This window comes from Trichocoleus sp. DQ-U1, from assembly GCF_039961925.1.
In the GTDB taxonomy this organism is placed as follows: domain Bacteria; phylum Cyanobacteriota; class Cyanobacteriia; order Cyanobacteriales; family FACHB-T130; genus FACHB-T130.
Map to the genome: position 1 here is coordinate 17,510 of NZ_JAMPKB010000065.1, position 14,759 is coordinate 32,268.

The following is a 14,759-nucleotide window of genomic DNA, read 5'->3' on the forward strand; positions in this document are numbered from 1 at the left end:
AGATGAGTTTTAAAAATGGATAATAAAGTTCTAGAAATGCAAAATGAAATCATTCAAGGCTTTCACATATCTCCCCAACAAAAGCGCCTGTGGGGTTTGCAAAAACTTAATTCACTTCAAGCTTATCAAGCGAAGTACTATCTTTTACTTGAAGGCGTTCTTAATGTAGAGATGTTGGAATCATCCCTGCAACAAATTGTCACTCGACATGAAATCCTTCGCACCCATTTTCGCTGTCTACCGGGAATGACGATTCCCCTACAAGTTATTTCAGATAGCAACAGTATTAACTGGCAATCTATTGATTTGAGTTCTAGCAATATCCAAGAGCAAAAGAATCAACTGGAAGCGCTTTTTAACAAAATAAGTGATGAAGACTGCAATTTTGAGCGAGATTCGCTATTACACCTATCCTTAATTACTCTGTCAGAGCAGAAGCATATCTTGCTGATTAATTTACCGGCTCTTTGTGCCGATGCTGCAACTTTACAGCATTTAGCAAGAGAAATTAGTCGTACCTACGCTGCTTGCTGTCTCGGTACGGAACTCGACGATGAGATAATGCAGTATGCCGATATCTCCGAATGGCAGAATGAATTGCTAGAAGGAGAAGATACGGAAGCCGGACGAAACTATTGGCAAAAGCAAGATTTTTCTGCACTGTTAAATATCGCCCTTCCGCTGGAAAAATTAGTTTCAGAACCAGCAAATTTTCAACCGCAATTTATTACCCAGGCAATCAATCCCGATCGAGTAGCCAAAATAACCGCATTAGTGAGTAAGCATGGAACTTCTGTGTCGTCATTCCTGCTGACTTGCTGGACAATTTTGCTTTGGCGACTTACTCAACAGTCAGATTTGGTAATTGGGACAGCCTTCGATGGTCGAAAGTACGAGGAATTGGAATCAGCGCTGGGATTGTTTGCAAAATATTTACCGCTTCAGAGCAATTTAGAAGCAAAGCTTTCCTTTGGTGAGTTATTGCAAAAAGTTTATCAAGCGCAACAAGAAGTTTACCAATGGCAAGAATACTTTAGTTGGGATTTGAGCGCCCCGGCTGATTCATTCTTTTTTCCAGTTTGTTTTGAGTTTAATCAGTCACCTGATAAGTGCTCTGCTGCTGGCGTTACCTTTTCAATTGGACGGCAATATATCTGTATTGACCGCTTCAAAATAAAACTGGCTGGCGTTGAACGTGAGGACTCTTTGAGTATCGAGTTCCACTACGACGCAAACTTATTTGCTGAAACGGATATTCAGCGTTTAGCCGGACATTTTCTCACTTTGGTTGATAGTATCCTCGAAACTCCAGATGTTGCGATTAGCGAGTTGGAAATTCTCAGCAAGGTAGAACGCCAGCAACTTTTGATTGAGTTCAACAATACAAAGATTGATTTTCCTCAGCTTCAGGGAATACATCAACGATTTGAGCAACAAGTTGAAAAAACGCCGGAAGCGATCGCACTGGTTTACGAAGGCGAACAACTCACTTATCAGCAGTTAAATCAAAAAGCCAATCAACTCGCTCATTCCTTGCGAAAGCTGGGTGTTGCACCGGAAGTTTTAGTCGGTCTTTATCTAGAACGCTCCCTAGAGATGGTTGTGGGACTGTTGGGAGTGCTAAAGGCTGGAGGAGCTTATGTACCCCTAGACCTCACCTTGCCACCGGAGCGTCTAGCGTTCATCCTGCAAGATACGCAGGCAAAGGTGCTGTTAACGCAACAACAGTTAGTTGAAAACCTTCCTGACTCAACAGCTACCGTTTTCTGCTTAGATTCCGAGTCTGAAATGCAACAAGAGAGCGATCGCGCTAGCGCGCAGCCTTCGGATCGCAACTTAGAATCAGTTGCAACCGTAGAAAATCTTGCCTATATAATTTACACTTCTGGCTCTACCGGAACCCCCAAAGGCGTTGCGGTAGAACATCGACAAATTCTCAACTATCTCAATGGCATTTTGGAAAGATTGGATCTTCCCGATGGTGCCAGTTTTGCAATGGTTTCTACCTTTGCTGCCGACTTGGGAAATACAGTCTTATTCCCCTCTTTGTGTACGGGAGGATGTCTGCATATCATCTCCCAAGATCGCGCTGCGGATGCTGAAGCGCTCTCGCAATATTTTCAACAGCATCCAATTGATTGCCTCAAGATAGTTCCTTCTCATTTATCGGCTTTACTGGCATCCTCTCAACCAGAATTTGTTTTGCCTCGCCAGCGATTAATTTTGGGTGGAGAAGCATCTAATTGGGGTTTGATTGAGAAAGTCCAGAACTTAGCTCCCTCATGTCGCATTCTCAATCACTACGGGCCAACAGAAACAACGGTCGGCGTACTTACCTATCAGGTGGAGAGTGGGAACGTAGCTAATGTTTCAAAGACAGTTCCACTCGGTCGTCCTTTAGCAAATACCCAAATTTATATCCTAGATAATCATCTCCAGCCTGTGCTTATTGGTGTATCTGGCGAGATTTACATTGGTGGAGAGAGTTTAGCGCGAGGTTATTTAAACCAGCCGGAACTAACCGCCAAAAGATTCATTTCAGACCCATTTTTAAAGAATTCAGGAGTCATATCAAGTCCCCTTCATGAACCAGCATTTCCTCTGAACCCCACCTCGCCACAGCCTACGGCTCCGGCTCCCCTCCCCGCCTGCGGGGAGGGGTTGGGGGTGGGGTGCTTTCCTGATGCGGTAAACGGATTTGATATCAAAAGTCAGGAGTCAGAAGAAAACTCAAAACTCAAAACTCAAAACTCAAAACTTTATAAAACTGGAGACTTGGCTCGCTATTTACCGGATGGAAACATTGAGTTTCTGGGACGAATTGACCATCAAGTAAAAATCCGGGGCTTCCGCATCGAATTGGGAGAAATTGAGGCGGTGCTAAGGCAGCATCCCGCCGTAGAACAGGCTGTGGTTGTAGTTCGCGAGGATTTGCCTGGGGACAAGCGTTTAGTTGCTTATTCGGTTTTGAGTCAGCAGCAGGGGAGTAGAGAAGAAGCCAGTCAATCAAATCTAATGGGTGACTTACGTTCTTTTGTAAAAGCGAAGTTGCCGGAATACATGATGCCTTCAGCTTTTGTGATTTTAAAGACTCTGCCTTTAACTGCTAATGGGAAAGTGGAGCGGAAAAAACTGCCAGTACCTGAGCAAATTCGACCAGAGTTAGCAGGAACGTTTGTTGCTCCCCGCACCAATGTGGAGGAGATATTAGCTGGAATTTGGGCTGAAGCCATCGGGATTGAACAAGTGGGCATTTATGACAACTTTTTCGAGCTAGGAGGACATTCGCTGCTAGCAACTCAGGTGATTTCCCGATTGCGTGACGCCTTTAATGTGGAGTTGCCTTTACGGCAGTTTTTCGACTTTCCTACTGTTGCGGATTTAGCAGTCGCGATCGCGCAAAAACTCGCTGAACAAACCGATGAGGAAATGATGGCTCAAATGTTAGCCGAGTTAGAGGAAATATCGGAGGAAGAAGTTCGAGAAGTTTTGGCTAAGGAAGGAGTAGGCAAATGAGTAATTTAAGCGAAGCGAAGCGCGACGACTTCGTCGTTCGCATCGCCGGACTTTCCCCAGAAAAACGCGAGTTGCTGCTTAAACGGCTGAATCAGAAAAAAGAGCCGATAGCACCAACCCAAATCCCCCAACAAAACCGGGAATCTAACTCGTTTCCCTTGTCATTTGCCCAACAGCGGTTGTGGTTTTTTGACCAATTAGAGCCAGGAAATACCAGCTATAACATCCCTGCGGCTGTGCGGGTTAAGGGAACGTTGGATGCGATCGCTCTCGAACAAAGTCTCAACGCAATTATTGAGCGTCACGAAGTCTTGCGAACTGCCTTCACAACAGTAAATGGGCAACCCGTTCAAGTCATTACCTCAGATTTGAAATTAACGCTTCCACTCATCGATTTGCGGGAACTTCCCAACACCGAACGAGAGCAAGCAGTACGGCAATTCGCCACCGCAGAAGCGCAAAAACCCTTTGACCTCACACAGGCACCTTTGCTGCGAGTTAGGTTGCTGCATCTGAGCGAATTTGAGTATGTGGTGTTATTCACGATGCACCACGTTGTTTCAGATGGGTGGTCAATGGGGATATTTATTCAAGAGTTAGCCACTTTTTATAAAGCTTTCTCTAGTAGCAATTCCTCACCAATTCCTGAATTAAATATCCAATATGCAGACTTTGCAGTTTGGCAGCGACAGTGGCTACAAGGAGAAGTTTTAGAGTCTCAAATTGCTTATTGGAAAAAGCAATTAGGAGGAAGTCTTCCTGTACTAGACTTACCGACAGACCGACCGCGACCTGCGGTGCAAACCTTCCAAGGTGCAGAGGAAAAATTTGTCTTGTCCCAGGCGCTAATTGAGGCACTTACTAAAGTAGGTCAGCAGCAAGGAGCGACTTTATTCATTGTTTTGCTGGCGGCGTTCAAAACATTGCTTTATCGCTACACCGGACAGGAGAATATTTTAGTTGGTTCGCCAATTGCGAACCGCAACCGCGCCGAACTGGAAGGAATGATTGGCTTTTTTGCGAATACTTTAGTTCTGCGTACCGACTTATCGAATAATCCTACTTTTAAGGAGTTGTTAGGACAGGTGCGCGAGGTGGCGCTGGGAGCATACAGCCACCAGGATTTGCCCTTCGAGAAGCTGGTAGAAGTGTTGCAGCCAGATCGGGATTTGAGCCGTAACCCGCTGTTTCAAGTGTTATTTGCTCTCCGTAACGTGCCGACACAAACTTTAGAATTGCCGGGAGTTACGCTCAGTCTTGAAGAGATGGAGAGCCAAACGGCAAGATTCGATTTGGTACTCAACCTATCCCAGGAATCAGAAGGTCTTACAGGAGTATTTGAGTACAACAAAGACTTGTTTGATGCTAGCACCGTACAGCGGATGGCAGGACATTTCCAGACGTTGTTAGAAAGTATTGTTTTCAATAGCGATCGCTCTATCTCAACTTTGCCATTTTTGACGCAACCCGAACGGCATCAGTTGTTAGTGGAGTGGAACAATACCCACACGAACGACTCGCCGGATCGGTGTCTGCACCAGTTGTTTGAAGAACAAGCGGAACGAACACCAGATGCTGTTGCAGTTGTTTTTGAAAACCAACAACTCACCTACGCCGAACTCAATGCCAAGGCAAATCAACTAGCGCATCATCTACAAAAACTCGGCGTGAAGCCAGAAGTTTTAGTAGGGATTTGTGTAGAACGTTCCCTAGAAATGGTCGTGGGATTGCTGGGCATTCTCAAATCAGGTGGAGCCTACCTACCCCTAGATCCAGCCTATCCCCCAGAGCGTCTTGCTTTCATGTTAGAGGATGCTCAAGTTTCGGTGTTATTAACCCAAAAGCGGCTGTTAAATACCCTACTTTCGCATAATGCCGAGGTTGTATGCTTAGACGATTGGGCAAGCATACAAATCGGCAGTCCAAATTCAGTTCAAAATCCCTCCAGCTTAGCTTACGTTATCTACACTTCTGGCTCAACCGGACGACCCAAAGGCGTACAAATTTCTCACGCCTGTGTAGTCAACTTTCTAATTTCTATGCGCCAGGAATTAGGAATAAGTCAGCAAGATATTTTCCTAGCTGTCACCTCCTTATCTTTTGATATTGCGGCGCTGGAAATATTCCTCCCAATAACTGTAGGATCGCGTGTTGTCGTAGTACCCCATGAAATTGCTTCTGACGGCGCACAGTTGTTAGCAACATTAACTAATTCTGGGGCGACCATCATGCAAGCAACGCCTGCTACTTGGCGACTGCTTTTGGCAGCGGGATGGCAGGGTAGTAAGGGCTTGAAAATCCTCTGTGGTGGCGAAGCCTTACCTCGACAACTCGCCGCTCAATTGCTCGTACGAGGCGATCGCTTGTGGAATTTGTATGGCCCAACGGAAACTACTATTTGGTCTACTATCCATCTGGTGGAAAGTAGCGATGCGATTTCCATCGGTCATCCGATTGCTAACACGCAAGTTTACATCTTAGACCGCTCTCTACAGCCCGTCCCAGTGGGCGTTACAGGCGAACTGTATATCGGCGGGAAAGGGTTATCCAGAGGCTACTTAAATCGACCTGAACTAACAGCCGAAAAGTTCATTCCCAATCCGTTTTTAGACCAATCCGAAAAGTCGGAATTCCTGTATAAAACTGGAGATTTAGCGCGATATCTCCCGAATGGTGAATTGGAATATCTGGGACGCATCGATCACCAAGTTAAAGTGCGGGGCTTCCGGATTGAACTGGGGGAAATTGAAGCAGTACTCGGTCAACATCCAGGTGTGCAGCAAGCGGTAGTGATTGCGAGAGAGGACAATTCTATCGACAAGAATTTGCTTGCTTATGTCGTACCGAAGCCAGCGGAAACTGCAACGACACCCGCACAACTGCGCTCATTTCTCAAGGAGAAGCTACCTAATTACATGGTGCCTTCTGGCTTTGTACTGCTAGAGGCAATTCCTCTAACACCCAACGGAAAAATTGACCGTCGCGCATTGCCAGAACCCGACACCGCTAGACCAGAGTTAGAAAGCGCCTATATTGCTCCCCGCACCGCCATTGAGGAAGTTGTCGCAGGGATTTGGACTCAAGTTCTCGGTTTAGAGCAAGTCGGTATGCGCGATCGCTTCTTTGACTTAGGCGGACACTCGCTGCTGGCAACTCAGGTAATGTCTCGCCTCCGCGAAGCGTTTCAAGTTGAACTCCCCCTGCGCTATCTGTTCGAGTCGCCGACAGTAGCGGGTTTGGCAGAACGTATCGAAACAGCTTGTCGCGCCCAACAAGGTCTTCAAATTCCGCCTCTGGTGCCAGTTGCGCGGGATGGAGAATTCCCCCTCTCCTTTGCTCAACAGCGATTGTGGTTTCTCGACCAATTAAATCCGGGCGATGCCTATAACATTCCCGCCGCAGTGCGTCTGGTCGGTGCGCTGAATATCGTAGCCCTAGAGCAAAGCTTTCAGGCGATTATCCAGCGTCACGAAGCTTTGCGGACAACGTTTGCGACGGTGGAAGGGCAACCCGTGCAGGTAATTATCCCCTCTGCTAGTTTCACGCTGCCAGTAATAGACTTGCGAAAGTTGCCGCCGACTGAAAGAGAAGCCTCTGTGCTGCGACTTGCCACAGAGGAAGCGCAACGACCTTTCGACCTCACTCAATTGCCGTTGCTGCGCGTCACTTTATTACAACTGGATGAGGCAGAAAATGCGGTACTGCTGACCCTGCACCACATCATCGCTGATGGCTGGTCGATGGGGGTACTGATCCGGGAAGTGGCGGCACTCTACGAAGCTTTTTGCGCCGGGAAACCCTCACCACTGCCTGAATTGCCCATACAGTACGCAGACTATGCAGTTTGGCAACGACAATGGCTGCAAGGGGAAGTTTTGGAAGCCAAACTTGATTACTGGAAGCAGCAGTTAGGTCACAATCCGTCCCAGATGAAACTACCGACCAAACAACCTGCGGCTTCTACTTTTCAAGCTGCCATTCAATCCTTTGAGCTATCTCCAACCCTATCTGAGGCACTGAATACACTCAGTCGCCAAGAGAGTGTAACTCTCTTCATGACACTGCTGGCAGCCTTTCAGACGCTGCTGCACCGCTACACCAGTCAGGATGACTTCATTGTTGGCACCGATGTCGCCAATCGCACTCAAGTTGAAACTGAATCGTTGATTGGGTTCTTTGTCAACATTTTGGTCTTACGCACCGATATGCGTGGCAATCCCAGTTTCCGCGAATTGCTCAAGCGAGTGCGCGACATCACTTTAAAAGCTTATGTCCATCAAGACTTGCCTTTTGAGAAGTTGGTCGAGGAACTGCGTCCTGAAAGGAATTTGAGCCGCACTCCGCTGTTTCAAGTTTTGTTCGTGATGCAGAATACGCCCGTACCCACTTTAGAACTTTCGGGTTTAACTTTAAGCCCAATCGAGGTAGAGGGCGGGACAGCGAAATTTGATTTAGTGCTGTTCGTGTCAGAAACAGAGGATGGCATTGTTGGCAGTTGGAAGTACAACGCCGATTTATTTGATGCGGATGCGATCGCTCGCCTATCAGCTCATTTTGAGACCCTCCTCAACAGCATCGTCACCCAGCCGGATACGCGCCTCAATCGTTTAGAAATACTCACCGAAGCTGAAAAGAAACAACAAGCCATGCAAGAAGTCAAACGCGAAAAGACTAACTTCAGCAAGTTCAAAAACATTAAGCCCAAAGCAGTTACTCTGCCCAAAGGCGAATTAGTCAAAACCGAATATTTACAAGCAGGGGAAACATTCCCCTTAGTTCTCAAACCTGCTGTAAACGAGGTTGATATCGTTGACTGGGCAAAAAACAGCCAAGAATTCATCCAAACCAAGCTATTACAACATGGAGGAATTCTGTTTCGAGGCTTTAATGAACCTTTAGTTTCCGTTTTTGAGCAATTTGCCCAAGCAATTTGTCCTCAGTTATTCGGAGAATATGGAGACTTACCCCGCGAAGGAGTGAGCGGTCAAGTTTACGGTTCGACTCCTTATCCGGCGGATAAAGCCATCTTGTTTCATAACGAGAGTTCGCATTTACACCGTTGGCCTTTGAAAATTTGGTTTTTCTGCGTCAAAGCTGCACAGCAAGGCGGAGAAACTCCCATTATCGACTGTCGCAAAGTGTACCAGCTACTCGATTCCCAACTTAAAGAAAGATTTGCCGAAAAGCAAATTATGTACGTCCGAAACTATACAAACGGATTAGATGTTAGCTGGCAAGAGTTTTTTAGAACCACCGATAAAAATGTCGTGGAAGATTATTGCCGGAAAGCGGCAATCGAATTTGAGTGGAGAGAAGACAATGGGTTGAGAAATCGCCAAATTCGTCCGGCGATATCCAAGCATCCAAAAACAGGAGAAACGGTATTTTTTAATCAACTTTTCTTGCACCATGTCTCCTGCTTAGATACAGCAGTCCGCGCCTCTTTATTATCTGTATTTGGAGAAGAAAACCTGCCCCGGAATGTCTATTACGGAGATGGCACTACTATTGAAGATTCTGTAATAGCCGAACTTCAAGAAATTTATCGACAGGCATCTGTTAGTTTCCCTTGGCAGGAAGGAGACATATTAATGCTAGACAATATGTTAGCTGCACACAGCCGGAACCCATTTATAGGTTCGCGGAAGATTGTGGTAGCAATGGGAGAAATGATGACTGATAAAGGCATTTAAATAAAGGTTTTTTAACGCAAAGGAGTGCAAAGGAACCGCAAAAAGGAGTTAGCAACATTTGCGTTTTGCCTTAACGTCTAAATAGAATTTTGGCAAGAATTTCAAAGTTTTTTTGCGGTTTCATAACCAAATTTTATTTGGTAACGAGTCTAACTTCTTTTGCAAATTAAGCAGCGCGCGTAGTGAGAACATTAAAAATGCACCATATAAATGGATTTCGGATTTCTCCTCCACAAAAGCATCTTTGGATATTGCAACAAGATAGCGGCACTTATTGCGCCCAATGTGCAATTTTGATAGAAGGCAATCTCAAGACAACAGCTTTAAAAGAAGCTGTTCAAGAAATTATCAATCGGCACGAAATTCTCCGGACAAGTTTCCATCGAGAACCAGGGATAAAAATACCGATACAAGTCATCAGCGATCGCATCAATATCACCTCTTGGCATTCCAGCAATTTAACTAATTGCAATCCCCAGGAACAAGAAGCAAAAATCGAGGCAATTCTTCAAGAAGAAAGACGCTCAATTTCTACTTCCGAACCTACTGGTTCGCTACTGCGTGCATCTTTAATTACTCTGTCGGATGACAAACATATTTTAATTGTCACTTTGCCTTCTCTTTGCGCCGACAGTTGGACATTGAAGAATCTGGTACAAGAAATTAGCAAAGGATACACCGCCAGTCTTCGAGGTGAGGAAATAGCCGAGGAAGAAGTTGTGCAGTACGTGCAATTTTCCGAGTGGCAGAATCAATTGCTTGAGGATGAGGAGGATTTAGCTGGCAAAGAATACTGGAACCAGCAAGATTTCTCTAAGTTTGCTAATTTGAAGCTGCCTTTAGAGAATAAATTGCTTGCCTTACCAACTAACTTTGAACTCAACTCTATTGAGTGCCAGATTGAGCCAGATTTGGTTGCCAAAATTACAGCGATCGCGCAAAAATACAATACTTCTATTTCAGCCGTTTTACTCGCTTGCTGGAAAACTCTACTTTGGCGACTAACTAGACAACCAGATATTATCGTTAGCACTGCTTTTAATGGTCGAAAATATGAAGAATTGGAGCCAGCACTAGGACTGTTTGCCAAATTCTTACCGCTTTGCACTCATCTAGAAGACAGCTTGAGATTTAGTGAAATCGTACAGCAAGTTCAGCAGTCTGTAAACGATGCCAATAACTGGCAAGAGTATTTCTGCCAGGAAAATATTAGCACTGCAACCTTATCCGGCTTTCCCTTCGGTTTCGAGTTTGAAGAACAGCTAAACACGTATTCTACTGGCGATTTATCATTTTCGATTTACCAGCAGTACGTCTGCTGCGATCGCTTCAAAGTCAAACTCTCTTGCGTGCGTCGGGATGAGTCGCTGAGTGCCAAGTTTGACTATGATGCTGGCATCATCGGTATAGAGGCGATTCAAGCCTTGGCAGAACAATTTCATAGCTTAGTGGAAAGTGCTGCTAACAGCCCAGAAACCGCAATTGGTCAGTTAAATATACTGAGCGATCGCTCTCGACACGAATTATTAGTTGAATTCAACAACACTCAAACTGATTACCACCAATCCAAGTGCATCCACCAACTGTTTGAAGAACAAGTAGAACGCACGCCAGACAACATTGCCGTTGTATTTGAAAATCAACAATTAACCTACCGCGAACTCAACGATCGTGCTAACAAAATAGCGCATCACCTGCAAAACTTGGGAGTTAAACCAGAGGTCGTCGTTGGTATTTGCGTTGAACGTTCTCTAGAAATGGTGATGGGAATGCTAGGCATTTTCAAGGCAGGCGGTGCATATCTACCGCTAGATCCGGCAATGCCAAAAGAACGCCTCGCCTTGATGTTGCAAGATGCTCAAGTGCCAGTGTTGTTAACTCAAAAACAGTTTTTAGAAATTCCCCAACACAGCGCCAAGGTCGTATGTCTGGATACAGATTGGGAAACCATAGAAGTTGAAAGTCAAAATTCCATCCAAAAGCCCTCAAACCTCGCTTATGTAATTTACACCTCCGGTTCTACTGGCACACCCAAAGGAGTTGCGATTGAGCATCAACAACTGCTGAATTATCTCAACGGGATTATTAACAGACTAGATTTGCCAGCAGGTGCCAGTTATGCCATTATTTCCACCTTCGCTGCCGATTTAGGTCATACCGTTGTTTTCCCAGCGTTGTGTACGGGTGGGTGTCTCCATATAATCTCCCAAGAACGCGCAACTGACCCAGAAGCACTGGCAAATTACTTTCAACAACATCCAGTTGATTGTCTCAAAATTGTCCCTTCCCACCTATCGGCTTTACTGACTTCTAATTCCGCGCATATCTTGCCTAGAAAGCGATTAATTTTAGGTGGTGAAGGTTTAACTTGGAATTTGATTGAGACAATTCAAAAACTAGCTTCCAACTGCCAAATCTTCAATCATTACGGACCAACAGAAGCAACGGTAGGCGTATTAACTTATCAGTTAGAGGGTCAGAAAGCGGAGCAGAATTCTGAAACAGTTCCTCTAGGTCGTCCAATCCCGAACACGCAGATTTATATCTTGGATGCTCATCTTCAGCCAGTTCCCATTGGCGTACCGGGTGAGTTGTATATCGGCGGTGCTGGTTTGGCGCGTGGTTATCTGAATCGACCGGAACTCACAGCACAAAAGTTTATTGCCAACCCGTTTAATCAAAACCTAACCCCCCAACAGACTTCCCTGCAAGAGAAGGGGGAGAATTGCTCCCCTCCCCTACTAGGGAAGGGGTTGGGGGAGAGGTCTGAATCCCGCCTTTACAAAACCGGAGACTTGGCTCGTTATTTACCCGACGGAAACATCGAGTTTCTGGGACGAATTGACGAGCAGGTGAAGCTTCGGGGTTTCCGCATAGAGTTAGGGGAAATTGAAGCGGTACTGTCGCAACATCCTGGGGTACGCCAGAGTATTGTTTTGCTGCGAGAGGATGTGGGACAACGTTTAGTGGCTTATATCGTTTCAAATTCAGCACTCATTAACGATCTGCGTTCCTTCCTCAAAGAGAAGCTACCGGAATACATGGTACCTTCTGCTTTCGTCGTTTTGAAAGCTTTACCGCTTACCCCAAATGGCAAAATAGACCGTTCGGCACTGCCAGCACCGGAGACAATAAAACCCGAAACAGATACATTTGTAGCTCCTCGCAACAGCGTTGAGGAGCTACTGGCTGGAATTTGGTTTCCACTTCTCAAACTGGAAAAGGTAGGAATTTATGACAATTTCTTCGACCTAGGGGGACACTCTTTACTCATCCCTCAGTTACTTTCCAAGGTGCGAGAAACTTTCCAGATAGAACTGACCTTGCGCGATTTTTTTGATGCTCCTACCATCGCCGATTTAGGGAAAAACATCGAAATGAAACAGGGAGTCATTCCTTTTGTTTCTCCCGCCTCGAATTTAAATCTAGACGCTGAAGCTGTCCTAGATCCGACAATTCGCCCTGACTCTATACCTGTTGAGTTAGTCACTGAACCAAGTTGCATCTTTTTAACTGGAGCAACTGGGTTTTTAGGAGCTTTTTTACTCTCCGAACTTTTGCAACAAACACAAGCAGATATCTATTGTCTGGTACGTGCTACTAATGCAGAGTCTGGTAAAGAACGGCTACAAAATAGCCTGGAATCTTACTCACTTTGGGATGAAAATTTCAGCTCCAGAATTATCCCGGTTATGGGAGAGCTGTCTAAACCGCTTTTAGGGCTTTCGGATGAACAATTTCGAGAAATGGCTAGCCAAATCGATGTCATCTATCACAATGGTGCATTGGTTAATTTTACCTACCCATACTCTGCTCTTAAAGCCGCCAATGTACTGGGAACTCAGGAAGTTTTGAGATTGGCAAGTTTAATTAAACTTAAGCCAGTGCATTTTATTTCCAGCACTAATGCTGTCTCTCCGGCGGGCGGTTCTGGAGTCAGGGTCATTCGAGAACAGGAATCTATCAATTCTGAGGAAGTGATAGATACTGGTTACGCTCAGAGTAAATGGGTTGCCGAAAAGTTAGCAACGATTGCACGCGATCGCGGAATTCCGGTCTGTATTTACAGACCCGGACGGATATCCTGGCATAGCCAAACTGGGCTTTGCAACAAAAGCGATAATACCTTCAGATGGGTAAAAGGTTGCATCCAACTCGGTAGCGTTCCCAAGCGTGATGCAATGGTGAATTTAGTTCCGATAGATTATGCGAGTAGAGCGATCGCTTATCTATCCAAGCAGCAAGAATCCTTAAACAAGGATTTTCACATCGTCAACCCCTATCCCGCCCATTGGAGCAAAGTTATCCATTGGGTTCGCTCGTTTGGCTATCCCCTTCGGGAAGTTTCATACGATCAATGGCACAGCGAACTATTCGAGGCGGCTAAAACATCTTCAGGAAATGCCTTGTCTCCCCTAGTGGATTTTATGAATCAACCAACATCACAACAACCAGCCTCCACTACAGCAATTTTACAGTTTGACTGTCAGAATACCCTAGACGGGCTTGCCGGTTCTTCTATTGTTTGTCCGCCCTTAGAGGCTGAGTTGTTTGCGCCCTACTTTTCCTACCTAATTGATAACGGTTTGCTGGATGCTCCCCCAGTGGGTGAATTCGCTGCAACAACCCTTAACAATCATGTATTGTCCTAAGTCAAATCCTCTCTCCAGCCTGCGCCTGTTCTGCTTTCCCTATGCTGGTGGTGGGGCGCTCAATTTTCGCACCTGGTCTCAGGGTCTACCTGTGGGTGTCGAAGTTTGTGCTGTCGAACTTCCCGGACGAGGAAAGCGGATTTTGGAAGCGCCATTTACTCAGGCTTTACCTCTGGTGCAGGCGATCGCTCGCGCCCTTTTGCCATACTTAGACGAGCCATTTGCCTTCTTCGGTCACAGCATGGGCGCACTCGTCAGCTTCGAGGTGGCTCGTCTACTCCGCAGAGAGTACGGGATGAGTCCAGTCCATCTGTTTGTATCCGGTCGCAGCGCCCCTCAACTCCCGGCAAAAGAGCCGCCCATCCACGCCCTGCCAGAACCCGCTTTTATCGAGGAACTGCACCGTCTTAACGGGACTCCCGAAGCAGTACTAGAGAATGTGGAACTGATGGAACTGCTTCTCCCCATCCTCCGGGCAGATTTTACCGTTCTCGAAACTTATGTTTATACTACCGAACCGCCACTTCAGTGTCCTATCACTGCTTTTGGTGGTTTGCAGGATGTCAAAGTCAGCGTTGAGCGTCTTGAGGCTTGGCAACAGCAGACAAGCGCTAAATTCTCGCTACAAATGCTTCCCGGCGACCATTTCTTTGTGCAATCAGCTCAACCCCTGCTGCTTCAATCCCTTTCTAGAGAACTGAACTCAATCAGCATGGTTGGAAAGTAACACTCACGACTTCGCTTTTGATGAGGAGCGATCGCTTCTGGAAGGACAAAGCCCCTAGCGGGACTTAAACAGATTTCAAGCCCAAATAAAACCCAAAGCAGCTTTATAGGCTGAGAATACATCTCGATTAGCGTTCACCCACTCCATAAAACGGAAAGACATCGCTGTCCG

Annotated in this window: 4 protein-coding genes; all 4 read left to right on the forward strand. The window is 46.0% G+C overall.

Features of this window, described 5'->3' with window-relative positions; all coding sequences use genetic code 11:
* Positions 1 to 15 precede the first annotated feature (15 nt).
* The 4 genes from NDI34_RS21645 to NDI34_RS21660 all read left to right on the forward strand — a co-directional run bounded on the left by NDI34_RS21645 (position 16) and on the right by NDI34_RS21660 (position 14,588).
* A complete protein-coding gene (locus tag NDI34_RS21645) occupies positions 16 to 3,516 on the forward strand; it encodes an amino acid adenylation domain-containing protein (RefSeq protein WP_348233791.1) in 3,501 nt (1,166 codons plus the stop codon).
* The gene (locus NDI34_RS21650; RefSeq protein ID WP_348233792.1) at positions 3,513 to 9,209 is read left to right on the forward strand and encodes an amino acid adenylation domain-containing protein; all 5,697 of its coding nucleotides are present in this window, start codon (positions 3,513 to 3,515) and stop codon (positions 9,207 to 9,209) included. The genes NDI34_RS21645 and NDI34_RS21650 overlap by 4 nt, the downstream gene beginning before the upstream one ends.
* Positions 9,210 to 9,406: 197 nt before the next feature.
* A complete protein-coding gene (locus NDI34_RS21655) occupies positions 9,407 to 13,861 on the forward strand; it encodes an amino acid adenylation domain-containing protein (RefSeq protein ID WP_348233793.1) in 4,455 nt (1,484 codons plus the stop codon).
* The gene (locus NDI34_RS21660; RefSeq protein ID WP_348233794.1) at positions 13,803 to 14,588 is read left to right on the forward strand and encodes a thioesterase II family protein; all 786 of its coding nucleotides are present in this window, start codon (positions 13,803 to 13,805) and stop codon (positions 14,586 to 14,588) included. Before NDI34_RS21655 ends, NDI34_RS21660 begins: the two co-directional genes overlap by 59 nt.
* The last annotated feature ends 171 nt before the right edge of the window (positions 14,589 to 14,759 follow it).

Coding starts and splice junctions, on each gene's coding strand:
- NDI34_RS21650 (WP_348233792.1), top strand. CDS start 3,513: ATGAGTAATTTAAGCGAAGCGAAGCGCGACGACTTCGTCGTTCGCATC.
- NDI34_RS21660 (WP_348233794.1), top strand. CDS start 13,803: ATGCTCCCCCAGTGGGTGAATTCGCTGCAACAACCCTTAACAATCATG.
- NDI34_RS21645 (WP_348233791.1), top strand. CDS start 16: ATGGATAATAAAGTTCTAGAAATGCAAAATGAAATCATTCAAGGCTTT.
- NDI34_RS21655 (WP_348233793.1), top strand. CDS start 9,407: ATGCACCATATAAATGGATTTCGGATTTCTCCTCCACAAAAGCATCTT.